Annotated in this window: 31 protein-coding genes and 1 riboswitch; of the genes, 21 read left to right on the plus strand and 10 right to left on the minus strand. The window is 39.7% G+C overall.

Annotated elements, in window-relative coordinates:
- The first annotated feature begins 88 nt into the window (after nt 1–88).
- On the plus strand, nt 89–823 hold the full coding sequence (locus NSQ62_RS05265; protein WP_341322881.1) for an HAD-IIB family hydrolase: 735 nt from the start codon (nt 89–91) through the stop codon (nt 821–823).
- Between the two features lie 48 nt (nt 824–871).
- On the opposite strand, the gene vrrA is transcribed toward NSQ62_RS05265, so the two are convergent.
- On the minus strand, nt 872–1,375 hold the full coding sequence (gene vrrA, locus NSQ62_RS05270) for a VrrA/YqfQ family protein (RefSeq protein WP_341322882.1): 504 nt from the start codon (nt 1,373–1,375) through the stop codon (nt 872–874).
- A gap of 159 nt (nt 1,376–1,534) precedes the next feature.
- Between vrrA and NSQ62_RS05275 the strand changes: the two genes are divergently transcribed.
- From NSQ62_RS05275 to NSQ62_RS05295, 5 genes are all read left to right on the plus strand, one after another.
- Entirely contained in the window at nt 1,535–2,845 is a 1,311-nt protein-coding gene (locus NSQ62_RS05275; RefSeq protein ID WP_341322883.1) for a DEAD/DEAH box helicase, read from the plus strand.
- Nucleotides 2,846–2,912: 67 nt separating this feature from the next.
- The gene (locus NSQ62_RS05280; protein ID WP_341322884.1) at nt 2,913–3,800 is read left to right on the plus strand and encodes a deoxyribonuclease IV; all 888 of its coding nucleotides are present in this window, start codon (nt 2,913–2,915) and stop codon (nt 3,798–3,800) included.
- A 121-nt stretch (nt 3,801–3,921) separates the two neighbouring features.
- Nucleotides 3,922–5,340, plus strand: a complete 1,419-nt coding sequence (gene dacB / locus NSQ62_RS05285) for a D-alanyl-D-alanine carboxypeptidase/D-alanyl-D-alanine-endopeptidase (RefSeq protein WP_341322885.1) — start codon at nt 3,922–3,924, stop codon at nt 5,338–5,340.
- 13 nt (nt 5,341–5,353) lie between these two features.
- The gene (locus NSQ62_RS05290; protein ID WP_341322886.1) at nt 5,354–5,965 is read left to right on the plus strand and encodes a pyroglutamyl-peptidase I; all 612 of its coding nucleotides are present in this window, start codon (nt 5,354–5,356) and stop codon (nt 5,963–5,965) included.
- A 175-nt stretch (nt 5,966–6,140) separates the two neighbouring features.
- A complete protein-coding gene (locus tag NSQ62_RS05295; RefSeq protein WP_341322887.1) occupies nt 6,141–6,473 on the plus strand; it encodes a MerR family transcriptional regulator in 333 nt (110 codons plus the stop codon).
- Nucleotides 6,474–6,530: 57 nt separating this feature from the next.
- On the opposite strand, the gene NSQ62_RS05300 is transcribed toward NSQ62_RS05295, so the two are convergent.
- Nucleotides 6,531–6,770, minus strand: a complete 240-nt coding sequence (locus NSQ62_RS05300) for an isopropylmalate synthase (RefSeq protein WP_341322888.1) — start codon at nt 6,768–6,770, stop codon at nt 6,531–6,533.
- Nucleotides 6,771–6,874: 104 nt separating this feature from the next.
- On the opposite strand from NSQ62_RS05300, the gene NSQ62_RS05305 reads away from it, so the two are divergent.
- The 12 genes from NSQ62_RS05305 to NSQ62_RS05360 all read left to right on the plus strand — a co-directional run bounded on the left by NSQ62_RS05305 (nt 6,875) and on the right by NSQ62_RS05360 (nt 15,497).
- Complete coding sequence (locus NSQ62_RS05305; protein ID WP_341322889.1) at nt 6,875–7,621, plus strand: metal ABC transporter ATP-binding protein; 747 nt, start codon at nt 6,875–6,877, stop codon at nt 7,619–7,621.
- A gap of 15 nt (nt 7,622–7,636) precedes the next feature.
- Nucleotides 7,637–8,500: a metal ABC transporter permease gene (locus NSQ62_RS05310; RefSeq protein ID WP_341322890.1), complete on the plus strand. Its 864-nt coding sequence runs from the start codon at nt 7,637–7,639 to the stop codon at nt 8,498–8,500.
- The gene (locus NSQ62_RS05315; RefSeq protein WP_341322891.1) at nt 8,500–8,910 is read left to right on the plus strand and encodes a Fur family transcriptional regulator; all 411 of its coding nucleotides are present in this window, start codon (nt 8,500–8,502) and stop codon (nt 8,908–8,910) included. The genes NSQ62_RS05310 and NSQ62_RS05315 overlap by 1 nt, the downstream gene beginning before the upstream one ends.
- A gap of 97 nt (nt 8,911–9,007) precedes the next feature.
- Nucleotides 9,008–9,189: riboswitch (cobalamin riboswitch) on the plus strand.
- 147 nt (nt 9,190–9,336) lie between these two features.
- The gene (locus NSQ62_RS05320; RefSeq protein WP_341322892.1) at nt 9,337–9,891 is read left to right on the plus strand and encodes a hypothetical protein; all 555 of its coding nucleotides are present in this window, start codon (nt 9,337–9,339) and stop codon (nt 9,889–9,891) included.
- The gene (locus tag NSQ62_RS05325; protein ID WP_341322893.1) at nt 9,881–10,837 is read left to right on the plus strand and encodes an ABC transporter substrate-binding protein; all 957 of its coding nucleotides are present in this window, start codon (nt 9,881–9,883) and stop codon (nt 10,835–10,837) included. The genes NSQ62_RS05320 and NSQ62_RS05325 overlap by 11 nt, the downstream gene beginning before the upstream one ends.
- A gap of 68 nt (nt 10,838–10,905) precedes the next feature.
- Nucleotides 10,906–11,448: a bifunctional adenosylcobinamide kinase/adenosylcobinamide-phosphate guanylyltransferase gene (locus NSQ62_RS05330; protein WP_341322894.1), complete on the plus strand. Its 543-nt coding sequence runs from the start codon at nt 10,906–10,908 to the stop codon at nt 11,446–11,448.
- 3 nt (nt 11,449–11,451) lie between these two features.
- Nucleotides 11,452–12,234 carry an adenosylcobinamide-GDP ribazoletransferase gene (cobS, locus tag NSQ62_RS05335; RefSeq protein ID WP_341322895.1) on the plus strand — a complete coding sequence of 261 codons (783 nt, stop codon included), beginning with the start codon at nt 11,452–11,454 and terminating at the stop codon, nt 12,232–12,234.
- The gene (locus NSQ62_RS05340) at nt 12,207–12,803 is read left to right on the plus strand and encodes a histidine phosphatase family protein (RefSeq protein WP_341322896.1); all 597 of its coding nucleotides are present in this window, start codon (nt 12,207–12,209) and stop codon (nt 12,801–12,803) included. Before cobS ends, NSQ62_RS05340 begins: the two co-directional genes overlap by 28 nt.
- Nucleotides 12,755–13,183, plus strand: a complete 429-nt coding sequence (locus tag NSQ62_RS05345; RefSeq protein WP_341322897.1) for a bifunctional adenosylcobinamide kinase/adenosylcobinamide-phosphate guanylyltransferase — start codon at nt 12,755–12,757, stop codon at nt 13,181–13,183. Before NSQ62_RS05340 ends, NSQ62_RS05345 begins: the two co-directional genes overlap by 49 nt.
- Entirely contained in the window at nt 13,170–13,664 is a 495-nt protein-coding gene (locus NSQ62_RS05350) for an ECF transporter S component (protein WP_341322898.1), read from the plus strand. Before NSQ62_RS05345 ends, NSQ62_RS05350 begins: the two co-directional genes overlap by 14 nt.
- Nucleotides 13,661–14,329: a hypothetical protein gene (locus NSQ62_RS05355; RefSeq protein WP_341322899.1), complete on the plus strand. Its 669-nt coding sequence runs from the start codon at nt 13,661–13,663 to the stop codon at nt 14,327–14,329. Before NSQ62_RS05350 ends, NSQ62_RS05355 begins: the two co-directional genes overlap by 4 nt.
- A 97-nt stretch (nt 14,330–14,426) precedes the next feature.
- Nucleotides 14,427–15,497: a branched-chain amino acid aminotransferase gene (locus NSQ62_RS05360; RefSeq protein WP_341322900.1), complete on the plus strand. Its 1,071-nt coding sequence runs from the start codon at nt 14,427–14,429 to the stop codon at nt 15,495–15,497.
- Nucleotides 15,498–15,591: 94 nt separating this feature from the next.
- Here the strand turns inward: NSQ62_RS05360 and NSQ62_RS05365 are convergent, their stop codons facing one another.
- From NSQ62_RS05365 to NSQ62_RS05375, 3 genes are all read right to left on the minus strand, one after another.
- On the minus strand, nt 15,592–17,160 hold the full coding sequence (locus NSQ62_RS05365) for a flotillin family protein (RefSeq protein WP_341322901.1): 1,569 nt from the start codon (nt 17,158–17,160) through the stop codon (nt 15,592–15,594).
- A gap of 81 nt (nt 17,161–17,241) precedes the next feature.
- Nucleotides 17,242–17,772 (minus strand): hypothetical protein, encoded by a 531-nt coding sequence (locus NSQ62_RS05370; protein WP_341322902.1) that lies wholly within the window; start codon nt 17,770–17,772, stop codon nt 17,242–17,244.
- A gap of 93 nt (nt 17,773–17,865) precedes the next feature.
- Nucleotides 17,866–19,311, minus strand: a complete 1,446-nt coding sequence (locus NSQ62_RS05375) for a bifunctional UDP-sugar hydrolase/5'-nucleotidase (protein WP_341322903.1) — start codon at nt 19,309–19,311, stop codon at nt 17,866–17,868.
- Between the two features lie 112 nt (nt 19,312–19,423).
- Here NSQ62_RS05375 and NSQ62_RS05380 point away from each other — a divergent pair, with 112 nt between their 5' ends.
- Nucleotides 19,424–19,750, plus strand: a complete 327-nt coding sequence (locus NSQ62_RS05380; RefSeq protein WP_341322904.1) for a heme oxygenase — start codon at nt 19,424–19,426, stop codon at nt 19,748–19,750.
- Nucleotides 19,751–19,803: 53 nt separating this feature from the next.
- Here the strand turns inward: NSQ62_RS05380 and NSQ62_RS05385 are convergent, their stop codons facing one another.
- Entirely contained in the window at nt 19,804–20,418 is a 615-nt protein-coding gene (locus NSQ62_RS05385; protein ID WP_341322905.1) for a hypothetical protein, read from the minus strand.
- Between the two features lie 267 nt (nt 20,419–20,685).
- Between NSQ62_RS05385 and NSQ62_RS05390 the strand changes: the two genes are divergently transcribed.
- Entirely contained in the window at nt 20,686–21,387 is a 702-nt protein-coding gene (locus tag NSQ62_RS05390) for an O-linked GlcNAc transferase (protein WP_341322906.1), read from the plus strand.
- Between the two features lie 12 nt (nt 21,388–21,399).
- The gene (locus NSQ62_RS05395) at nt 21,400–21,837 is read left to right on the plus strand and encodes an iron ABC transporter substrate-binding protein (RefSeq protein ID WP_341322907.1); all 438 of its coding nucleotides are present in this window, start codon (nt 21,400–21,402) and stop codon (nt 21,835–21,837) included.
- A gap of 371 nt (nt 21,838–22,208) precedes the next feature.
- Here the strand turns inward: NSQ62_RS05395 and NSQ62_RS05400 are convergent, their stop codons facing one another.
- Genes NSQ62_RS05400 through liaF form a run of 4 tightly spaced genes read right to left on the minus strand, consistent with a single transcriptional unit; the run spans nt 22,209 to nt 24,855 of the window.
- Entirely contained in the window at nt 22,209–22,523 is a 315-nt protein-coding gene (locus NSQ62_RS05400) for an acyl-CoA dehydrogenase (protein WP_341322908.1), read from the minus strand.
- Between the two features lie 13 nt (nt 22,524–22,536).
- Nucleotides 22,537–23,166 carry a response regulator transcription factor gene (locus NSQ62_RS05405; RefSeq protein ID WP_341322909.1) on the minus strand — a complete coding sequence of 210 codons (630 nt, stop codon included), beginning with the start codon at nt 23,164–23,166 and terminating at the stop codon, nt 22,537–22,539.
- Nucleotides 23,159–24,184 (minus strand): sensor histidine kinase, encoded by a 1,026-nt coding sequence (locus NSQ62_RS05410; RefSeq protein ID WP_341322910.1) that lies wholly within the window; start codon nt 24,182–24,184, stop codon nt 23,159–23,161. The genes NSQ62_RS05405 and NSQ62_RS05410 overlap by 8 nt, the downstream gene beginning before the upstream one ends.
- Nucleotides 24,181–24,855, minus strand: a complete 675-nt coding sequence (liaF, locus tag NSQ62_RS05415) for a cell wall-active antibiotics response protein LiaF (RefSeq protein ID WP_341322911.1) — start codon at nt 24,853–24,855, stop codon at nt 24,181–24,183. Before liaF ends, NSQ62_RS05410 begins: the two co-directional genes overlap by 4 nt.

The following is a 24,855-nucleotide window of genomic DNA, read 5'->3' on the forward strand; positions in this document are numbered from 1 at the left end:
CTCGATTTTTGTTTCAAATTTATAAGTTGAGAGAGGTTATTGTCCAATTCACAAAAATTTAGGTATCATAACGGTGTGAGGTGGAACAATGATTTTTGTATTTGATTTAGATGGAACGATTTGTTTTCAAGGTGCTCCGTTAGATAAGCATATTGTCAACGCATTACATAAGGTGCAGGCGCAAGGCCATGAAATTATTTTCGCATCGGCGCGTCCGATTCGCGATATGCTACCGGTGTTACCAGAGTCACTGCAAGATTGCCGAATGATTGGCAGTAACGGTGCGTTTACCTATGTAGATGGACTCGTCGAAGTAGAATTTTTACATGCGAGTATTCAATCGCAAATCACTAAGTTGGTAGAAGAGCATCAGCTTGCCTATTTAGCGGACAGCGATTGGGATTATGCCTATACAGGAAGTGTCGAGCATCCGATGTATAAGGGTATTGATAGTGAGAAGAAAGCCAAAAAGCGTAGAATTCATGAGCTGACAGGCTTTTCGAAGGTACTGCTATTTGACCCGCCAAAAAATGTCATAGAGCATGTGAAAACATGGCCAGTGACTACGTTTGAATATGCAGAGGAAAAAATTCTCGATATTTGTTCGCCAAATTTAAATAAAATTAAAGGACTTGAGCGATTAGGTGTAAAACAATACATTGCATTTGGAAATGATGTTAACGACCGTTTGATGTTTGAGCAAGCAACGCATAGTGTATGTGTTGGTATGCATAGTGTTGGCGAAGTCGCAACAGAGCGTGTCGCACAACAAGATGTACATTTAAAAATTATGGAGCTAGGTCAAGTTTGGCAAAATCAATAAAAAAGTAGCTACACCAACGAACGAATTGGTGTAGCTGCTTTTTTGTTCTTATTCAAATGGTGGTTGGAAAATCATCGGTACGGATGGTTTTGGTGTAATCGGTACGGACTGTGGCCTTTCCTGCCTAGCTCTCCGCGGCTGTCTTGGTGGTCTTTCTACGGGTGCAACGATTGTGGAAGACTCGAGCGGGTCAGGTGAGGGTGAGCCCTTAAAACCTCGGTACAGCCTCCATAAAGCAGGGAGATTTTTAAACATAGGCGTTGCTTGCTGAATATAGGGCGTAAATTTTTGCGCATTTTCAAAAAGAGAGTTGGCACCAGCTAAGAATCCTTCTAAGCGAGGTGCTCCGGCTGCGGCAGTTGCAGCAGCTACACCTGCACCTGCACCTGGAAACTGTGGTGGGATTGGAGGCATGTTATTCATGGGCATGTTGTTCATGGGCATCTGATTCATAGGCATTCGCATCATATAAGGAGCATACATCGGAAAACGTGGAGCAATAGGCATTTGTGGCATCATTCCCTGAGGGGGCATGAAAAATGGTTGTCGCATATCAAGCTCCTTTCTCAAATTTTCATGAAATGTTACATTTCTTTCGTCATTTGGTCTCAAGTGTTTGACGTTAGTTCTATTTATCGTATATGATATGCAGATGGTCACTAAAATGTACGGAACATGGTACAATAGGACAGATGTAAGGAGGTACGAAAAATGTCAAAATATACTGATTATCAATTCAAGCCATTTTTGCAGGACGCCATTGCAAAACTTGGATTTACAGAACCGACACCGATTCAAAAAGAAATGATTCCACTCGTATTAAAAGGTAAGAGTGCAATCGGACAAGCGCATACAGGTACAGGGAAAACGCATAGTTTCTTATTACCAATCGTACAGCGTATTGTAGAGGACAAACAACAAGTACAAGCGGTGATCACTTCACCAACACGTGAATTAGCGCAACAAATTTTTGATGCGTTAAACCAATTAGTAGAAGGTACAGAAATTTCTACGAAGTTATTTATTGGTGGTACGGACAAACAACGTTCAATCGACCGTTTAAAAACACAACCACAAATCGTGGTAGGTACGCCAGGGCGTATTAAGGACTTAGTGAAAGCAAATGCACTTTTAGTTCATACAGCACCAATTTTAGTGGTCGATGAGGCAGATTTAGCATTCGACATGGGCTTCATTGAAGAAATTGATGGCTTTGCATCTCACATGCCTGAAAATCTAGAAATGTATGTATTCTCAGCGACAATTCCTGAAAAATTAAAACCGTTCTTAAAAAAATATATGGATTCACCGGTTCATATTCATATGAACGACAAGCGTCCAGTAGCAGAAGGTATTGAGTTTGTATTAGTACCGGTGCGTTCAAAATCACGTAACGCACGTTTACTTGAGGTAGTGAAAGGAATTAACCCATTCTTAGCGGTTATTTTCTGTAACACACGTAAAACAGCGGAACACGTAGCAAACTATTTAGCGGAGCAAGGCATTCGTGCAGCTCAAATTCACGGGGATTTACCACCACGTGAGCGTAAAAAAATGATGAAACAAGTACGCGATTTAGAATTCCAATACATCGTAGCAACAGATTTAGCTGCGCGTGGTATTGATATTCAAGGGATTTCACACGTAATTAACTACGAAATTCCTGAAGATTTAGAGTTCTTCATCCACCGTGTAGGTCGTACTGCACGTGCTGGTACAAAAGGTACTGCCATCACATTATTCAACCCTGAAGATGAAGATGCATTAGTACGCGTTGAAAAAATGGGGATCCCATTCGTTCAAAAGGACATCAAAAACGGCGAATGGTCTGAATTAAAAGACCGTCACCAACGTGCGGCTCGTAAAACAGAGCGTAAAGAAGATGAAATTGATAAAAAAGCAAAAGCCCTAGTACGTAAGCCGAAGAAAGTAAAACCAGGCTACAAACGTAATATGAAATGGGAAATGGATAAAGTTAAAAAACGCGAGCGTCGTATTAAAGCGCGTCGTAATAACAAGTAATCAAACGGGGCTGCCTAGAATTTATTTCTTAGCAGTCCATTTGTATATTAGCGGAGGGAAAAAAGGAATGTTATTAGGATCTCATGTATCAATGAGTGGCAAAAAGATGCTGCTAGGCTCAAGTGAAGAAGCGCTAAGTTATGGAGCCAATACGTTTATGATTTACACGGGCGCACCGCAAAATACGCGTCGTAAACCAATCGAAGAATTAAACATTATGAAGGGCTTACTGCACATGCAAGAAAACGGTATGCAAAATATCGTTGTCCATGCACCGTACATTATTAACCTAGGCAACACGACAAAGCCTGAAACGTTTGAGCTTGGTGTGAACTTCTTACAAGAAGAAATTAAGCGTACAGCAGCTCTAGAAGCGACGCAAATCGTTTTACATCCAGGTGCGCATGTTGGTGCTGGGGTCGATGCAGGCATTGCGAGAATTGTAGAAGGATTAAATGAAGTATTAACACAAGATTACCCAGTACAAATCGCACTAGAAACAATGGCTGGCAAAGGGACTGAAATCGGTCGTAACTTTGAAGAGTTAGCACGTATTATTGATGGTGTTACCAATAATGATCGTTTATCTATTTGTATGGATACATGTCACATTCACGACGCTGGCTATGGCATCGTCAACGATTTTGATGGTGTGTTAAATGAATTTGATAAGACAATTGGTATAGATCGTTTAAAGGTGTTACACATTAACGATTCGAAAAACGTACGTGGTGCGGCAAAAGACCGTCATGAAAACATTGGTTTTGGTGAAATCGGCTTTGACGCACTGAAATACATCGTGCACCATCCACAATTAATGCACTTACCGAAAATTTTAGAAACACCATTTGTCGGTAGTGATGCAAAAAACAAGCAAGCACCGTACAAGCATGAAATTGCGATGCTACGTGATGGCCAGTTCCGTCCCGAGCTGATCGATCAACTGCGCGGTTAAATTTAAATGAAGCATACCTGGCATGAATCTGATGCTAGGTATGCCTTTTTTGCGTTATTGATGGCTTTTTTTGTTATAATTATTTAACAGTATATTGAGAATTTTGAATTGGAGGAAAAATATGAAAAAAATTATTCAAATCATGCTGCTATTTCTGTTGTTTTTTGCGTTACCTTTACAAAGTTTCGCATCGATTGATGGTGCAGTTATTTCTAATTTAGGCACCAGTAATGTTGCGCTGACGATTCGCGATGCGGATACAGGGAAAATGGTTTATTCACATAATGGGGACAAGTTAATGCGCCCGGCCTCAAATATGAAGCTGATCTCAGGTGCAGCAGCATTAGGGATTTTAGGGGAAGACTACCGCTTTACAACGGAACTTTATATGGATGGTACCGTACAAAATCATGTACTCAACGGCAATGTTTACATAAAGGGTAGTGGAGATCCAACATTGACAAAAGAAAATTTTCAAGCGTTTGCGAATGTATTAAAGCAAAACGGTATAAAAACAATTAACGGGAATTTAATTGGGGATGATACCGCGTTTTCGGGGAGCACGCTACCAGTCGGTGTCGATAAAGCAGATGAATCGTATTATTTTGGTGCGCGCACGTCGGCGATCACGATGTCTCAAAATGCGGACTTTGATGCGAGTACGGTCATTATTGAAGCGAAGCCAGGAAAGGTTGGCGCGAAACCAACGTACTCAATCGAGCCAAATTTAAGCGGCTTAGTTATTTCAAATCAAGCAAAAACAGTGAATAAGGGTCAAAAAAATACACTAACCATTAAGCGTGTGTATAATTCTAATAAAGTAATTATCTCAGGGAGCTTACCACAGGGCAGTAGCGCAAAAGAATGGGTAACTCTACAAAACCCATCAAAAAATACAATGCAAGCTATTAAAACAACGTTAGAGAATGCAGGAATCAAGTTTGTGAATAATTCTAAAATAGTATTAGCGCCTGTTTCAAACGAAGCCAAATTATTGCACACAAATAAATCCCGTCCATTAGCAGCAATTTTCCCAGCGTTCATGAAGCTAAGTAATAACAGTATTGCAGATATTTTAGTAAAGGCGGTTGGGCAACAAGAGCTTGGTGAAGGGAGTACAGTAGCAGGAATTAAGGTACTGAAATCGTATAGTCAGTCGCTAAATGTGCCCGTGGATAAATGGCGTTTTGCAGATGGCTCGGGTCTATCTGATGCAAACCGTGTCACGACAAATGGGTTAGCGCAATTATTATTCAACGTGCAACAACAGCCATACTTCAACACGTACTTCATTTCTTTACCAATAGCAGGAAACAGTGAGCGTATGGTTGGTGGTACATTACGGAAGCGTTTAACGGAAGCAAATTTACAAAATCGTATTTATGCAAAAACAGGGTATATCCCGAATGTCTATACATTGTCAGGCTATGTAAAGGGCAATAGTGGCAAGCAATATATTTTCTCGATATTGTTAGAAAATAAAGCGAATGGTAATACACATATTGATCGCGCGATGGCATCAATTGTGAAAAGCTTATAAGGGGATGACATCGATGCAAAAACTGTTATTAACCGGATTTGAACCATTTTTATCGAATCCACTTAATCCGACAATGGACATTGTGAAGGCGCTTGACGGAAAAATTTTAGGCAATTATGAGGTCGTTGGACGTGTATTAGCGGTTGATTTTAAACAAGCACCGACGCAATTTTTAACACTTATTGAAGAAGTACAGCCAGCAATCATTGTGTCACTTGGTTTAGCAGCAGGTAGTACAAAAATTTCACCAGAGCGCGTGGCGATTAATGTTAAAGATGGCGAGAAGGATAATAGCGGAAATGCTTTTCTTGATACACCGATTCATGAGGACGGAGATGTGGCCTATTTTTCAACGTTGCCAATTCGTCAAATTGTCAATCGATTAAATGAGGCAGGCTACCCGGCAGCGATTTCAAATTCGGCAGGCACATACCTATGTAATAATATCATGTATGAAGGGTTATATTATGCAAAATCTCATAGCTCGATTAAACGTGCAGGCTTTATTCATATCCCTGCTTCGTTTGAATTAGCCATCCAAAATGGTCGTATTGCAGGTTGGCCGCAGAAGGATTTACAAGCTGCCATCGAGTTAGCACTAACTGAATGCATACTAAATGACTAGAAATTGTCATGTTTTATATAAAGAAATATAGCTCAAACGTTGATTTGACGCTTTATACCAAAATTAGATTGAAACATTCGAAATTCGCTATGTAATAAAAGCTAACAAATTATTGTTGTATAATGTCTTCCTGTTGTAAATTATTAGTAGATAAAAGAAAGGCGGGGAGAAAAATATGACAAAAGATTACCGTAAAGCAATGCCGATTTTACCAATTCGCACCGTAATGCAAATTACGAATTTATCAGCCAGACAAATTCGCTATTATGAGGAGCATGAGTTAGTAGAGCCAATGCGATCTGAAGGCAATCGTCGCATGTTCTCGCTCCAAAACGTCGATGAATTATTAGAAATTCAAGAGCTGCTTGAAGAAGGCGTAAACATTGCGGGAATAAAAAAGGTGTTTGCATTAAAACGTGAAAGCAATAATCATACCTATCGCGGTAAAACATTCCGAAATGAAGATTTACGTGCGATGGTTCAAAAAGAATTACAAGCGTTATCGTAAGCGAATAAATTTATTACAAAAAGGAAAGCTAATTCTCGTAGCTTTCCTTTTTGCATATTATATCCCGACTAGCTTCATCAATTGCTTATACCGCTTACTTCCGAGCAGCTTGTGTACTTTTTGTAACACCTCTTGTGGTACACCTGTAATCGCCCAGCTAATGTTCGCGTGCCGCATGATTTTGCGGAGCTTTTTAACTTCATCAAGCGTTACGTGCAAATCATTTTTCCCAGCGAATTGCTGTAGCTGTTCATCACTGCTATTTTGTAAATTGTCAAACCATTCCAACTTTTTCAAGATAGTTCTCCTTTCAAGCTTATTTCCTTTACATTGCAAAAAAAGTCCATTATACTAATTTGATGTAAATCGTAATGATTTTGAATTAGAAAGAAGCGAACGAGATGAAAAAAACATTGATAGAATTGAAGGATGTTTCCTTTCAATATGAATACACACAAGTGTTAAAACACATTTCTTTACGCGTGGATGAGGGCGACTTTTTGGCGTTAATCGGTCAAAATGGCTCGGGCAAATCGACGCTTTTAAAATTGATTTTAGGGCTATTAAAGCCAATGTCTGGAGAAATACAGTTATTTGGAGAATCAGCAAAAGACTTTAAGAATCGTGAATGGATTGGCTACGTCTCACAAAAGTCAAACGCCTTTAACTCAGGATTCCCAGCAACGGTAGAGGAAGTTGTAAAAAGTGGCTTATCACAAAAAGTAGGACTCTTTAAACGCTATCCTAAAGATGCGGACTTTTTAGTAAAGGCCGCACTAAAAGATGTTGGCATGGAAAAGTTTATGAAGCGCAACATCGGACAGCTGTCAGGTGGACAACAGCAACGTGTGTTTATCGCGCGTGCGCTCGTGTCAGATCCAAAGCTACTGATTTTGGATGAACCAACTGTAGGGATTGACCGTGAAAACGTGCAGGCATTTTATGATATGCTAGGGCACTTAAATAAGCATCATAAGATGACGATGATTTTAGTAACACATGATGTGGATACGGTATCAGACCGTGTGAGCCATGTAGCATGCTTAAATCAAACGATTCATTTCCACGGCTATAAAAATGATTTTGATGCGATTACGGATGAACAGATCGCAAGCTGGAATGGCTACTCTGTTCGAAAGATTCATTAAGAGGAGCAGGCCACTATGATTGAAGCAATATTAAACTATGAATTTTTACAAAATGCCTTTTTCTCAGGGTTAATTATTGGTGTAATTGCACCACTTTTAGGCGTATTTATTGTTGTACGTCGTTTATCACTGATTGCAGATGCGCTGTCACACGTAACACTTGCCGGGATTGCCGGAAGTCTTTATTTAAGTCAGTCCTTTGCAGCACTCGCACTACTAAATCCGATCTATTTAGGGATTGTGGCATCTGTTAGTGGCTCGATTTTAATTGAGCGTTTACGTCGTCTGTATAAGCACTATGAAGAACTTGCGATTCCAATTATTATGTCGGGTGGTATCGGGATTAGTGCAATTTTAATTTCGTTAGCAAGTGGCTTTAATACGGATTTAATGAGCTATTTATTTGGCTCGGTTTCCGCGGTTTCTAGACAAGATTTACTTGTTGTGATCGCGATTGCGGTAGTCGTTATTATTTTCTTAGTATTATTTTTCAAAGAGTTATTCGTGTTGTCATTTGATGAAGAGTATGCGAAAGCAAGTGGCTTACCGGCTAAATGGATTCATTTATTATTCATGGTCGTTGTGGCACTCGTAATCGCGGCAAGCATGCGCATTGTCGGAATTTTATTAGTATCGAGCTTAATGACGTTACCGGTAGCAGCTGCCATGCGTTTAGCGCGCGGCTTTAAACAAGCGATTATTTTAGCGATTGTATTCGGAGAACTTGCTGTGTTAATTGGTTTAGTGAGTGCATTTTACTTAAACTTAGCACCAGGTGGAACAATTGTTGTGACATCGATTGTTATTTTATTAGTCGTCATTCTTATTAAAAAAATGATTTTAAAATTTTCAACTAGAACGGAAGGGGAAGAAGCATAGTGAATACAACACGCGCGTGGGAAATATTAAAAGACAATGGCTATAAAAAAACAGATAAACGAGAGTTGATTTTAGGGATGTTTGCGGCTACAGAAAAATATTTAACAGCCCGTGATTTATTGCAAGTGCTAAAAAAAGACTTCCCAGGGATGAGCTTCGATACGATTTACCGTAACTTAGCGACATTTGTTGAACTTGATATTTTAGAAGAAACAGAGCTAAACGGAGAACGTAATTTCCGTATGCACTGCGAATCGGATCACCACCACCATCATTTCATTTGTCGTGACTGTGGCAATGTAAAAGAATTATCATTGTGTCCGATGGAAATGCTCGGTGAAAAATTGCCAGGCTATGCCGTTGAAGGACATAAATTTGAAATTTACGGTAAATGCCCGAATTGCTTATAAAGACATATATTTCATGAATTTAAACGAGTAATTTATGCGAATCTAAAAATTATTTGCATAATTTTGCAACTATGATAAAGTTAGTTTTACAAATTGAATAGTTTTGCAGGAAAGAGATGCTTTGTAGCATAAATGGGAATTCGGTGTAAATCCGAAGCTATATCCGTAACTGTAAGCGTAGATGAAAATAAGCAAAATGCCACTGCCAAAAGCGGGAAGGTGCTTGTGAGTAAAGGGAAGCGCGAAGCCAGGAGACCAATCTTTTTCTGATCGTAACACACCTCTTCGGAATTAAAGAGAATGTACGGCAACCAGTTATCAAATGAACTTTTTTTATTTTGATTTTTGAAGCCATCCATTTTCTTGGATGGTTTTTTTGCTGTCCAAGACTCCAAAGAGCAACAAACTTGAAGTGAGGGTTAACACATGAAAAAGGACATTCGTTATTCATGCTATCCATTTATGCGTGAAAAATCGAACTGCGTGGATTATGAAATTCGTACCGATTCCTTAACTACACGCATTGGCGCAGTGATACCAACATTAGTAGACGATGTACACGGGCAACTTGTATTAGAGGACTTACGGGTTATTCAACCGCTTGCCTATCATGCGAACGGCTCTGTACGAGGAAAACTAGCGATTATAGCAGAGGACGTCGCTTGGCTAAGTAAACGCTATGATTTTTATGTAAGTGAAGTAAAAGAGACCATTCAGCAGTTTTTATTACCACAAGGTGTAGAAAGTGCCGCACGCCTTCATATTTGCCGTAGTGAGGCAAAAAAATCGTACCGCGCCTTACATAAAGTGAGTGAAGAAAAAGAAGTTCCTGAAATTTTATTTGATTTTTTAGGCTTACTTGCGAACGTCTTATTTGTCATGGCGGTGTACATGAACAAGCTACACGCTTGTGAAGAACTTGTTTTTATCTCAAAATCCTATCCAATGAAAAAGAAAAAGGAGTCAAACAATGAAAACTAAAATGAAATGGGTTGCCCCAGTTGCTGCGGCACTTTTGCTAGCAGCATGCGGAGCAGACGAAGAAAAAGCATTGAATGACACAGCAAAAGAACAAGAAACGGTAGAACAAGCAAAGGCTGCTGGTCCTTATACAGTAATAGATGATCGCGGTATTGAAGTAACATTCAACGAAGTACCAGAAACAATCATCTCGTTACAGCCAAGTAATACAGAAATTTTATTCGAGCTAGGTGTTGGTGAGCAAATTGTGGGTGCCACAGACTTTGATGTATATCCTGAAGCAGCACAAAAAATCGAACGTGTTTCAACGTCAATGGCCATTAACGCAGAACGCATCCTAGAGTTAAACCCAGATGTGGTGGTTGCGTATACAAGTGGTAATGAAGAGCAAATCACACAGCTAGAGGATGCAGGCTTAAAAGTGTTTGTTATCGCTTCAGCGACATCATTTGATGATGTGTATACAGACATTATTCAGCTTTCTGAAGTGATGGGTGTGGAAGCAAAGGGTGAAGAGATTGTAGCTGGTATTCAAGCACAAATCACAGCGGTACAAGAAAAAACGGATACAGTAGGTACAAAGAAAAAAGTGTATTATGAAGTATCTCCTGCTCCAGATATTTGGACAACAGGTAACAATACATTTCAACAAGAAATTATGAATGCTGCCGGTGTTGAAAATCTTTTTGCTGATCAAGACAGCTGGTTAAGTGTAACAGAAGAAGATGTGATTACCCGTAATCCAGAAGTCATCATTACTCCTGCAACGTATATGGAAAATGCAGTTGATGAAATTTTAGGGCGTGCGGGTTGGGATCAAATTCAAGCGGTTTCTGACAAATCAGTGGTACTCGTAGACGGGGAAGTCATGTCTCGCCCAGGGCCACGTATTGGCGAAGCCGTTGAAATTATGGCCGAAGCGGTCTACCCAAATTTATTTAAATAAGGTTACAATAAAGGAGCATGCCCGAATTTGGGTGTGTTCTTTTATCCATTTAAAAAGGTGGAATTAATTTGATTTTTATTACAGGCGGTGTACGTAGTGGTAAGAGTGCGTTTGCTGAGCAACTGGCAGCAAAAATCGGGGCAGAAAAAAACTGTTATTATGTTGCAACGGGCATGGCATTTGATGAGGAAATGAAAAAACGGATTTTGCGTCATCAGCTAGACAGAAAAGAACAAGAAATGAACTGGACAACGACCGAAATGCAAGTAGAAGTCCCTAAGCAACTGAAGCATTTATCTACAAAGGATGTTGTTCTTTTTGAATGTGTGACAACTTGGCTTTCGAATGTCCTTTATAGGAGTGAAAGGGACAGTGCGCGTAGCGAAACAATCCATAACTGCATTGAATCCTTACAAAAGCAACTACTAGCTTGGCAAGCGCAAGGTGCTACAATTATAGTTGTATCCAATGAAGTACTAGATGAGCTGCCTTCAAACTACGAGGAAGTGAATATGTATCGTAGACTATTAGGTGAGTTGCATCAATGGCTCGTACAGCAGAGCGATGAAGCGTATGAAGTACAGTTTCAACTTGTACAGCGCTGGAAGTAAGGAGTGAGCAAGTTGAAAAATGCAGGAATAGGGTTTTTATTAGCATGGCAGTTTTTTTCATTCGTGCCGATTAAAAAGCAACTAGACATGAACAAAAGCTCAATTACTTGGATGTATGCGAGTTTACCACTAGTTGGTTTAATCATTGGTGCGATTTTAAGTAGCTGTGCGAATTTACTTGTGAGCTATAGTGATCTGTCGTATGTATTAGTAGCCATCTTACTTGTTGTGGGCATGATTGTGTTTACAGGTGGCTTACATGTAGATGGTTTTATTGATCTATGCGATGCTTTTTTCTCGTACGGAGATAAGAAAAAGCGACTGCAAGTATTAGATGACCCGCGTACAGGAGCGTTTGGTGTGCTTGGTGTTGTGGTGCTAATCTTACTAAAGTTTGGTTTTATTTATGAGGCACTAGAGCAAGGACGTTTTGAGATGCTGGTGTTTATTGCCGCAGTTCCGTATGTTGCGCGTGTCGGCATGCTTATGTATTTTGTTTCGATGAATACGTCAAAACAAACCGGATTAGCTGCCTATTTTAAAGGGCAAGTGATGACGAAACAGTTAATTGTAACGAGCGTGGTAATGTTTGCATTATTAAGCGTGGGTGCGGTGTACATAGGGCTTTATAGTTTCTTTATTTTAGTAGCAGTTATGCTTTTCGCTGTCGTACTGTACCGTAACTGGTCATATCGCAATTTTGGAGGGATGAGTGGCGATTTACTTGGGGCTTTGGGTGAAAGTTTGGAGGTTGTGTTATGGCTAGTCGTATTACTGTGCATTTAATCCGCCATGAAAAAACGCAGGCCAATCGTGAACGTAAATATATTGGCTGGACAGATGAACCAATCGTAGCTTGTGCAAAAGCGATACCATTTTTACAGTCTGACATAGTTTATGGCAGTGACCTTGTGCGTTGTAGGCAAACAGCGAACGGTTATTTTCCCCAGGCGAAATTCATCGCGACTGAGCAATTACGTGAGTTACATTTCGGGGATTTTGAAATGAAAACGTATGAGGAGTTGCAGCATAACCTGATGTACCGCGCTTGGATTGATAATCCGTATACAGTAACACCACCAAACGGAGAAAGTTTTACTGCATTTTGTGACCGTGTAATAACGGCATTCAGACAAATTATCACTGCCGAACAATCTTACACGTTTGTAGTCCATGGCGGTGTTATTCGGATATTACTTGCAAAGTACGGGCTAGAGGAAAAATCATTTCAGCAACTGCTAGCTAATCATCAAACAATTTATACACTGACGTGGGATTCGCTCACAGATTTTAGAGGAGGTGCACGATGCACGTCATACTCGGAGGCGCTCACAATGGAAAACGAGCCTATGTAGAAAGAGAAATCTTAAAATTCGAAAAAATTGATGTTCTGTATTTTGACGGAGCGCTACCAAGCAACGAGTTACAACCCCTTGGTAAATGCATTATCATTAGTCAGTTTGAAAAAATTTTGGAACCATTTTTAAACGAACCAGAGCAAATTATTGCGCAGGAAATATTCAGCCAAATTAAGCATCTCGAAAAATATAATAATGTCTATTGTATCTGCACAGATACGAGTCGCGGGGTCGTACCACTTGAAAAAGATGCACGGCAACTGCGTGATACGTGTGGTCGCCTATATCAATTACTTTGTGCACATGCCAAAACCGTTACACGTGTTTGGTACGGTATTCCACAACATTTAAAGGGAGATTCAAATGGAGAAAACTAAACTACGTTTACTTATTTTAACGGCGCTTGTTGCTGCAATTTGTGTGATTGGGAGCTTTGTGAAGGTGCCAGTTGGTGTGATTACTACAGCTGCACTTGATTCAGCACCGGCATTTATTAGCACGGTCTTTTTACCACCAGTATTTGCAGGAGCAGCTGGGGCGATTGGGCATATTGCATCGGGCCTAACATCTGGATTTCCACTGGGGGTCTTTCATTTAATAATTGCCATTGAAATGTTTATTATTATTGCAATTTTTGCCTGGATGCATCAAAAGGGCTATAATCTCTTAAAATGGATTTTTGTTGTTGTTGCCAATGGCGTTTTATCGCCGTTACCGTTTTATTTCTTAATATCACCAGCGTTTTATTTCAGTTCATTACTAGGCTTAGTTGTCGCAACGATTGTGAACTTAGTGATTGCAGCTGTGGTGATGCCGGTATTAAAAACCGTTGTGAATCGTGTTGGGGTGAATGCATGAGAAACGCAATTGAAATCAATAATTGTATTATCACGATTGATAATTCAGGCTGCATTGGAAGTAAGGAGCTTGATGCGGTGAAAGTGCCGGATGACATTACCGCGTATTTCACAGCGCGCACCGCAATTTTAGAACAGCTTTGTGCAGGAGCCGTGCCAATGCAGCTACTGATGGCCAATTTTTCAGGTGATACCGTTTGGGCAAGCTACGAGCAAGGCTTCAAGCGCGCATTTGATGAAATGAAGCTTACGATGCCGCCACTTATGGGTTCAAGTGAATCAAATTTTCAGGCGCTGCAATCAGCAGTTTCGTTAACGATTATTGGCAAAAAGCAATTTCAGCGTAGCACAGAAGGCTGTACGTACTTTGTTGTGGGGGAACCACTTGTTGGCGGAGACGTGATTGCCAATCCAGAAAAAATTGCGAAGCTGCATGAACTGTACGAGGGATTAACAGAAGGGATTATCGAAGCGATTTGGCCAACTGGATCAAAGGGCATTGCCAAAGAAATCGAGCGCTTTGTTGGGAAAGGCCATACATGCGATATCAATTTACATACGTCAGCAGGGCCATCGTGCTCGGTATTAGTCGCTGTGAAATCACATCAAATCAAAACGTTTAAGCAGAATATTTCTGTTCCAATTCATGAAATACACGCTATTTAAAAATATTTTCATTAAATATTAAAAAATTATAAATTTTCTAAAAATAAAGTGGTATGATAGACTGTATCAATTCATTTACAGTTAAGGAGCATGAACAATGACGACGTACCAATTTACAACGGAATTAACAACAACTAAAAAACAAAAAACACCTGCCGATCAACTAGGCTTTGGTCATGTATTTACGGACCACATGTTTGTCATGGATTATGTAGAAGGCCAAGGCTGGATTAATCCGACGATTACGGCGTATGCACCAATTGAACTGAGCCCAGCTGCGATGGTATTCCACTACGGACAAGCAGTATTTGAAGGTTTAAAGGCATATATGACAGAAGACGGCGACGTACAATTATTCCGCCCAGATCGTAACTTCAAGCGTCTAAATGCTTCAAACGAGCGCTTATGTATTCCAGCAATCGATGAAGAGCTAGCATTAAATGCTTTAAAGGAATTACTTCGTGTTGACCGTGAGTGGGTTCCGACTGCACCAGGTACTTCACTATATATTCGTCCATTCATTATCGCAACAGAACCATACTTAGGGGTAAACCCAGCGAAACACTATAAATTTATGATCATTATGTCACCAGTTGGCTCTTACTATAAAGAGGGCATTAACCCGGTGAAAATTTTAGTAGAGCAGCATTATGTACGTGCCGTAATTGGTGGTACGGGTGAAGCAAAAACAGCCGGCAACTATGCATCTAGTTTAAAGGGTGCTGAAATTGCTGCACAGCAAGGATACTCGCAAACATTATGGTTAGATGGGAAAGAAAATAAATACGTTGAAGAAGTAGGCAGCATGAACATCTTCTTTAAAATTGCAGGTAAAGTCATTACACCGGCATTAAACGGCAGTATTTTACCAGGGATTACACGCGATTCTATGATTCACGTGTTAAAATCAAAAAATATCCCAGTGGAAGAACGTGCGATTGCATTTGAGGAAGTACTGGAAGCGGCGAAGGCTGGCACACTAGAAGAAGTATTTGGTACAGGCACAGCAGCGGTTATTTCTCCAGTAGGCGAGCTGAAATGGTTAGATGATGTTATTACCGTGAACCATGGTCAAATCGGTGCAGTAACACAAATGCTTTACGATACATTAACAGGTATCCAGTACGGAAAGTTAGAAGATTCATTTGGTTGGATTGTGAAAATCTAAAAGTAGTTTTAAAGAATAAAGATAAGGGCCGTGCGAAAAGTCGTAAAACTTTTCACACGGCCCTATTTGTGGATTTTCCGCTCGTGCTATTCCACTATTGCTTTACTGTTTCTTTTTCTACTTCAACCGTTAAAGGTGTTTGCTTTTTCTCAAGACCCGTAACAATTTGCTGTAGTTCTGGACGTAGCGTATGTTTGCCTGCATAACTTTCAATCAGCTCTTTCACATCAAGCCCAGATGTTTCTTTCAGAGTTTCTTGCAATGTTGACATTAGGTTAGTCGCGTAAGCTGTCACTTTGTTAGCACCACCTCCGCCTTCTCCGCCGCCTGTATCAACCACTGTAATTTTATCAATATTAGCGAGAGGGCTTGCGATTTGTTTTGCGTATTCTGGCATCATCTTCACAACCATATCTAAAATAGCGGCTTGACCATATTGCTCGAACGCTTCGGCAATTTTTTGTTTCGCTTCGGCTTCGGCTAGACCGCGTAGGCGAATGATTTCCGCTTCCGCAGTACCTTGTGCTCGTTCTGCATCGGCTTTGGCAATACCGTCTAAACGAATTCGTTCTGCTTGTGCTTGTGCTTGTGTCTCAACACGATATTTCTCAGAATCAGCTTCAGCAAATTGCTTCATTTTTTCAGCGCTTGCACGTTGTTCGATAGCATAACGATCCGCATCTGCCTTTTTCTTAACTTCTGAATCATATTGCTTTTCTCTACGTAAAATTTCTTTTTCTTCTAACTCAATTTGCTTTTGACGTTCAATGATCTTTACTTGCATTTCTTGTTCAGTTACTTCTTGTTTGGCACGTGCAGATTCTAATTCATAGGCTTGGTCAGCTCGTGCTTTTGCAATGTCCTGCTCACGGCGATATTCCGCTACTTTTAACTGGTTTTCTTTTTCTGCTTCTGCAATTTCAGTAGCACGTTCAAGTTCTGCCTTTTGTGCTTCTTGAGAGGCTTTTGCACGTTTAATACGTGTTTCTTTATCTGCTTCGGCAGTCGCAATATCTGCATCACGTTTTACTTGAGCAATACGTGGTTTACCTAGTGAATCTAAGTAACCATTATTATCTTGTACGTCTTTAATTGTAAACGATACAATAACTAAGCCCATTTTTGCTAAGTCTTGAGACGCGACACGCTGGACTTCTTGTGAAAATTTATCACGGTTTTTATAAATTTCTTCTACTGTCATCGAACCTAAGATTGAACGTAAGTGACCTTCTAATACTTCACGCGCTTCACTTTCGCGCTCGCTTTTTTGTTTTCCTAAAAATTGTTCAGCAGCCGTTGCAATTTCAGAAATCGAACCACCAATTTTAATAATTGCTGTTGCACTTGCCATAACTTTTACACCTTGCTCCGTATAAACTTCTGGTGTCGTTACCTCTAATTTGCTTGAAAGTAAACTAAGAGGTTTTGCTTGCTGGAATACTGGGAATACGAATGTACCACCGCCACGAATAATTTTAATTTTATTTCCCGAATCATCTGTGTGTACATTTTTGCTACCCAAATAACTACCTGTAACAATAAGAGCTTCATCTGCGCCCACTGTTTTATATTTTGTTACGTATACCGCAACTAGCGCAATAATAAAAAATACCACAACTCCTACTGCAATTAATACACCGAAATCTTCCAATACAACATTCATAATCAATTTCCCCCTTAATAATCTATTGATTAGAATAATTTCACTTTCAATTCTAATCGTTAATAGTACATATACAGAAACCTATTCAGAAAACGCTTCTTTTTCATAGACAGCAACAAAGGCTGTACCTTCCCGAACTTCAATGATTAATACTTGGGCATCATAGGGAATTTCGATATTGTGATAACTAGTTGCTCGTTTGGATATAATGCCGTTCACGCCTTCAATGACGATTTCACCAAAGCCGTCTACTGGAATTGGCACAATCACACGAGCAACCTGGCTTTCAAGTGATTCATCCGTATAGGCTAAGGAAACCTCCGCAGAACGTAATGGAACGAGCAAGAAAAAGTAAAGTAATACGGTGAATATACTCGCGATGATGATGGCAATAACGAAAGTAATTAAGCTTGTATAGGATGAAAAGTGTTCGAAAATGTAGCCACTAGCAGCGGTAAACGTAATGAACGATAAAATGATAGCAGGGTCTAAAAAGGGAATCCCGTCTATAGAAGCGTCTGCAACGTCTGCAAAGAATAAATACAAAATGGTACAGCAGCCAATGACGATTAAAATCGTTAAGTAGATGACTTCTAATGAGTACCCAAACATGTCAACACCTCCTTATTTGTTTGTACTACTTCTACGGAATAAGAGGGCATTAGGTTTCGAAAAATCAGAATTTTATAAATTAAAAATGAAAAATCACTTTCGTAATAGAAAATGATTTTTCATTTTAGTCGTTAATGGGCTATTTTGTTGGATGTATGCCATCATTAATTCAGGTACAAAGCGCTGACTTTCACAGAGAGGGACTTTGTTGAACATAGAAAAGCCGTGTGCTCCAGTTGCACGGTAGCTGTTGATCACAACGGTAAAAAGTTGATCTTCTTGAATTTCTTTTCCGCCATAAAGGCATGTTACAACGCGCTTTCCGCTAGGGTTTTGTAAGCAAATTTCATAATCGATTCCGCCCCATACATCGTAAATATACGGTTGTGGCTGCGGGTAGTAGACATTCATGCTGAAATCGATTTCACCCTGTGCATTGATGGCAAATACACGCGCGCTCAGCTCAAGTGCGGCGCGGATTTCTGCTCCTGTCATTTCAAGAACAACGAGCCGGTTTGGGCGGGGAAAGTTATGTAATACATCTTTTCTTGTAATGCGCTTTGCGAAACCACCTTCACTATGGTAAGGAAGTTCAATGACAGACAGTTGTGCATTTGTGTAAGACAGTTGCATGTCATGCAGTAGCTGTACATAATTTGTTGTCTGTGTGCGCGGTGTGAAGAAATCATAATATGCTAACTGACAGGCACTTTCACCAAGCAACTCATTTTTCCAATCGTTAAATGCTTTATTGATTAATGGGGGAAGCGATTCATCTACATATACTAACGATGGTTCATGTGTAATTTTTCCGTCTTCAATGGTCACGTCAATTTGTGCAAAGCATTTTGCATTTGCCCCAGGTTGTACAATTGAAATACCGTTTATTTTCGTGGCGATTTCTAAATGCTGGTGACCAGTAATGAAAATATCAATTCCTTCAATTTCGTGCAGCATCCGGTAACCTTCATTTTCCCCTTCATGCAGGTCAATTGTATTTCCATTATGTACATCACATTCAAAGCCCCCGTGATAGCTTAAAATGACGAGATCTACTTGCTCATGCGTATGCACGTAGTGAACAGTTCGCTTTGCTGCGTTAAAGGCTTGTTCAAACTGCAAAGATTTTGTTGCATCGCCTTCGTCCCAAAGTGCGGTGTAGTGCGTAACGACGCCAATTACCGCAACGCGAACGCCTTCGATTTCTTTGATAAAGTAGCTATGTGCAAAGTCCGTGACATTTGCAGCAAGCCAGGGAAAGTTACAAGCATTGCGCATCGCTTCGATTTTGTGTAGCGGGTAATTGAACTCGTGATTCCCGAAAATGGCTACATCGTATTTTAGCTCGTTTGCTATCGCGATTTGCGGATGTTTGCAGCGCTTAATATTTTCGTAATAATAACTAAAATGACTGCCTTGCAAAAAGTCCCCGTTGTCGATTAACAGTGCGGGTTGTTGCGCTTGAATCATTTGGGCAAGCTGCGAGAAACGCTCGGTATGTCCGTGTACATCACTAGTAGCAATAATCGAAAATTTCATAGACATTCTTCCTTTAGTGTTCATTGTTCTAATTATAGCGCGAATAATTGCGCAATGGCGATGAAAGTGATTAAATGAATATGTTGAGTAAAATTTTAAGGAGTGATCATTTATGATTACAGTAACAAACCGTATTAAAGTAAAAAAAGGCATGGCAACAATGATGGCACCAATGTTCGTAAAACCAGGTCCATTACAACAATTCGAAGGCTTCGAAAAAGTAGAAGTATTAGTGGCTACACAATTTGAAGAGTATGATGAAATGAGCGTAGTAATGTACTGGGATACAAAAGAGCACTTTGCTGCATGGCGCGAAAGTGATGCATTTAAAGAATCTCATAAACGTCCAGAAGGCGGCGGTCACGCTGAGCAAGGTGAATCACCAATGCTTGGCTCAGAAATTGTCATTGCAGAAATAGCGGCTTCAATTTCAAAATAATTGTGATACGCATTTGCGTAAACATAAAGTAGCCTGTCGTATTTTACGACAGGCTACTTTTCTAACGTTTGATAGGATCTACTTTCAATAAAGTCTTGATAGAAGAAACTTGCTTCATCACATGATTTTTTGATGAGACGTTCAAACTCATTTGAATGTGAAAAATGGTGAATTAAAATTTTTACAAAGCTTGCCTGATCCTTCATAAATGATTGCAATTGTGATAGATCTTGTAAATGCATCAAAAAATAATGACGCGCATGGGTGCGCTTCATTAATGGGCGCTGATTATTAATTTTTAACAGTTTGACATACCAACTAGTTAAGTTTTTCGTTAATAAAATTGATAAAATATAGAGATGCTCTGGTGTAGTATTAGGATGCGAGCGAAAATAATTAAAATAATAGTCTTCCTTTATAGCGCTAATCATAATTTGATCGGAAGAATAGTAAAGCATTTTATCGAAAGATTGGACGATATTTTTTTCTTCTGGGTGTGAAAGCACCCAGTAATTGAATGCAGCAATCCACATATCTTCTAGGTTGAAATAGCCTAGTTCATCAATTGTCAGCAAGGGCTTCATTTTTTCAGCAAGTTGCTGAAAGTTTGTAATGTATGAATCGTCAATAAAAAATAAACTGTGTTCAATTGTGATTTGATTATACATAGAATCGCTCACCTCATTAAATTGCTGATTGGTTTAGAATAATAATTTATTGTTCTAGCTTACTATTAAATATGTGTTAAACCAAATTCAAGTATTCCGATTATCTTAAATATCGTCGGTTTTGGTTATATTTTCATCGTAAATACTAGATTTAGTACAAAAAGATGATATAAATCGGAATAAAGTATGATGTCTGAATATTTTAAATCGACTTATATTCATATTGAAATATATAATGTTATAGGGGAAAAGTAGGGGGAAGAATAGATGACAACAATGGAGCACCATTTTTACGCTGGTCAGTTTTTAAAAAGTTATGAACAAGCACAAGCAGAGAAATTAGCTGGAAGTGACGAACAAGCAAAGTCGTTTTTAGCTATTTTTGAAAAATATGAATACGAAAAGTTTCCACAACCAACTGCTGAAATTACACAAAGTACGGAGCGTGCTAATGAAAGCTATCCAGAATTGGATGAAGTGGAAAGTTTACGCTCAATAAAAGACGAAGCGCAATTTTCACAAGCAATTCAAGCACTTGAACAAGATGCACGCACAGCGGATGACGAACGTAAAGCCGAGTCATTTTTCGTACAAGCCCAGCTATTTTTAATGGCGCATCATTACGATGAAAGCATTCATTGCTTTATGCAGGCGGTGAAGCATAATCCAAATAAAGCGTTATATTATGGGTTTGCTGGCCAAACGATGAACCGCTTTAGCTGGTCACCGTTTGATGCAATGCCATACATCGAGCGTGCCATCGAATTAGATCCACAAAATGCGCGTTGGTACTGGAACAAGGCGCTTGTGTTAACGCAGCTTTATAAAGACTTGCAAGCAGAAGCCTTTTTAGAAAACGCCCTCATTGCGATTGAAAAGGCAATTGACGTGTGCCGCGAAGACCAAACGTCTTTACGTAATGGCATTGATTCAACATTAGAAAATTTAAAGGATCATTTATTTAACTAGCGGAGGCACAGCATGAAAAACAAAAAGTTTTTATCGTGGAAAGGCATTTCGATTTATTTAACGATTATTTTATTTTTAGTCATTTTCATTCAAATTATGGATCAAAATAAACGCAACGAAAAAGAGGGGCAGTACTTACAACAAATAGAAAAATCCTATCTAGAGCTGGTCGATTTTCAAACGTATATTTTAAATAATGACATAAAAGTAGACGCAGATAAGCATGTGTTAACGATGTCTGAAAAGAACTTTCAACATCAATTAACGATGTTTATTGATACGTTTGGCAATAAAGAAAAGGGCGATGAAAGCCTGTACGACTTTTATGTAGAGACCGACAAAGCGCTCCAAGCATTTTATGAGGCAACATCGAAAGAACAACAAGCTGACGCCCATGAGCAGCTAGTAAAGTTAAAGAAACCGTTCTTCTCACTGATTAAGAAGTTATAAGGTCCAAATGTACAATGTTCTGCTATCGTTAGAGAATTCTCATATTAGAGGATTCTTTTTTTATTACCTTTGATTAAAAGTAGTGTTGTTTAATGAAGAAAGTAATTAATTTATTTGCTTCATCATTTTGATATAGAAGTTTAATTTATATCAAAGTAGAGTGGCGCGGAACGAAGGGGCGGACTTCTAGGGGATTAAGCGTGCGCGGAAAATCCAATGTGATGTGCCGCCGTCAGAGGCACATCACATTTAGTTGCAGCCACGCCCCCAGAAAAACCTGCCTCGGAATGCAGTACAACGGACGTAGCTTAAAATCATTTCTCATCAACGCGTTTTCCTCGTAGTGTAGCAGAACGGATCATGAGCTTTTGTTAGTTATTTTTCTTCGCTTTTACAAAGGCATACACAATGGCACCAACTTGTAGCACCGCAATCGCGATGACTAAGTAGAAGTTTTTCGAGGCGTCTGCTAAATTTAATTCATCGGCTAAAATTCCACTAATAGATAATAGCTGGGCGCTTAGTAAAATAATGAATGCGCCAATAAAGAGCATGATTTTTGGATTGATTGAAAAGCGTAGTACAATAATCATAAACAACGCACTGAAAATTAACATCAGTGTAAACAGTGGGTCGAGTAAGGTTAATGTGCCATCTTGTGCGAATTTTTCATATGAAAAGGTCATAAATTGATTCTCCTTATTTTACAAGCCCATTTTGGAACGCATAAACTACAGCTTGTGTGCGGTCTTGGACTTCTAATTTACTTAAAATATTACTGACATGTGTTTTCACCGTTTTAAGTGCGATAAATAATTCTTCTGCGATTTCCTGATTCGCTAAGCCACGCGCCATGCACTGCAGGACTTCCGTTTCCCGCTCAGTTAAATGGTCATGTAGCGCAGGAGCAACACCGCGCATACGGGCCATCACTTTCGTTGTGGCTTCAGGTTCTAATACTGTTTCCCCGTTAATCGTTTTACGAATCGCATCTGCAATTTGCTTGGCGTTACTCGTTTTTAAAATATAGCTCACAGCACCGGCTTCTAAGGCAGGGTATAGCTTATCATCATCGATAAAGCTAGTAACCATCATGATTTTTGCTTGTGGCCAGCTCATGATAATTTCAGCGGTTGCCTGTGCACCGTTTTTGATTGGCATGACATTATCCATTAAGATGATATCCGGCTTTAGGGCAAGCGCTTGTTCCACTGCTTCTTGCCCGTTTGCAGCCTCACCAACGACTTCAATATCAGGCTGGGCAGACAAGTAAGCAGCAACGCCAATCCGCACCATTTCGTGGTCATCTGCAATGACGACTTTAATCATTTGCCGGTTCCTCCTTTTTTATCGGTACTTTTACTTCGACGATGGTCCCTTCATCGGGTACGGATACAATTTTATACGTACAACCGATTTCAACCGCACGCTCTGCAATATTACGAAGACCATAAGAAGATGTTTTATCGCCATTATTATCAAAGCCGAGTCCATTATCTTGAATACGTAAGATGGCTAAGTCGTCACGTGCGATAAATAATAGCTCGACTTCTGAAGCTTTGGCATGACGTAATGTATTCGATAACGCCTCTTGAGCAATCCGGAATAAATGATCTTCCTCAGCTTTTCCAAGAGCAATTTCCTCAATTTGATAGTCAATATTAAAGTACACTTTTTCCTGTAGTTCGACAATTAAATCCTCTAAACCTTCTGCGAGGCTTTTATTACGAAGGGCGACAGGGCGTAAATGTAAGAGCAGGGCACGCATTTCAAGTTGCGCTTGTTGTACCACTTTTTCAACTTGTGCGAGCTTTTTTTGTGACTGTTCGTTTTCTTCCTGTACGGTTAATGCAGAGAGTAGCATCGACGCCGCAAATAACTGTTGAGACACAGAATCGTGAAGCTCACGTGCCAAACGCTGACGCTCGGCAAGTAAGCGTTCTTGGACAATGGCATCATTCGTTTCTACTTTTTCATTTGATAGGCGTTGTAAGGATGAACGCTGTGTTTCAATTAGTTCATTCGCATCGCGTAGTGCTTTTTTCAAGGAGCTGTTGGCCTTTTTCACGTTTTGTGAAAAGTCTGGCTCTGCTACTTTTTTGACAAGGCGCGTTGTTTGGTTTTCTTTCATTTTGACGGCAATCGTCATCCAGAGGGCGATTAAGAAACTGAAGCATGCAGCGACAATGAGCATCAGTGCACCGAGTGGTAGATCAAAATCGCGATTATCGATTAAAAAGCGCCATGTTTCCTCACGTGGCTCCCCGTATAAAAAGGCCAATAGATTAAAGGTAAACGTCACAAATAAAACGACTAAAATCATAAAGCGGGTTAAAAAGGCCATCATGCGCGTTGCACCTCCACATCTCCAATCCAAGTTGTTACATAAATAACAAGTATGCGCTTGGCATCTTGTGGACCGTCTTCAAATTGAAGCTGCTCATTGAAGCATTGTTTGTGTGCATAGTTGAAGCAGGTTGCTTGACCGTAGAGCGTTGAATAATTTAGTTGAACGCTTACTTCGTAGGGAACAACAACACGGACTTTTCCAAGTGCTTGCTGGATGACAATCAGTGATTTCCCTTGAGGCAAAATCGTTTCGGTTGTATCAATTGTTATATCCCCAATAAAACGCTGGATATGAATATCCCGCCAATGATAGCTTTCTGTAGGGGCATGTGTTGTGCCAATTAATTGGTTTTGCTCGGTGCTCGATGTTAAAAAATTTTTAATTTCAACGACTTGTTCTTTTTTTGTTAAATAGCGGTAAAGCATGAAAATTAATGTGCCAATAATTAAGAGACGTAATGTCCAAATATTAATGACCGCTAAAAATAAAAAGAATAGTCCAGCATACAAATAATATTGCTTTTTCTTTTGATAACTAAAATATAAGAACCCTGCACCTAAAATCAGTAAAAATACCGTCCCGTTATTGAATAATGTTAATTCAATTAACACAACAAGGGCAAAACAAATCGCAATGATGGCAAGATGATCGGTTGTAATTTTCGGCAT

The sequence above is a fragment of the Solibacillus sp. FSL H8-0523 genome (assembly GCF_038051985.1).
Lineage (GTDB): Bacteria > Bacillota > Bacilli > Bacillales_A > Planococcaceae > Solibacillus.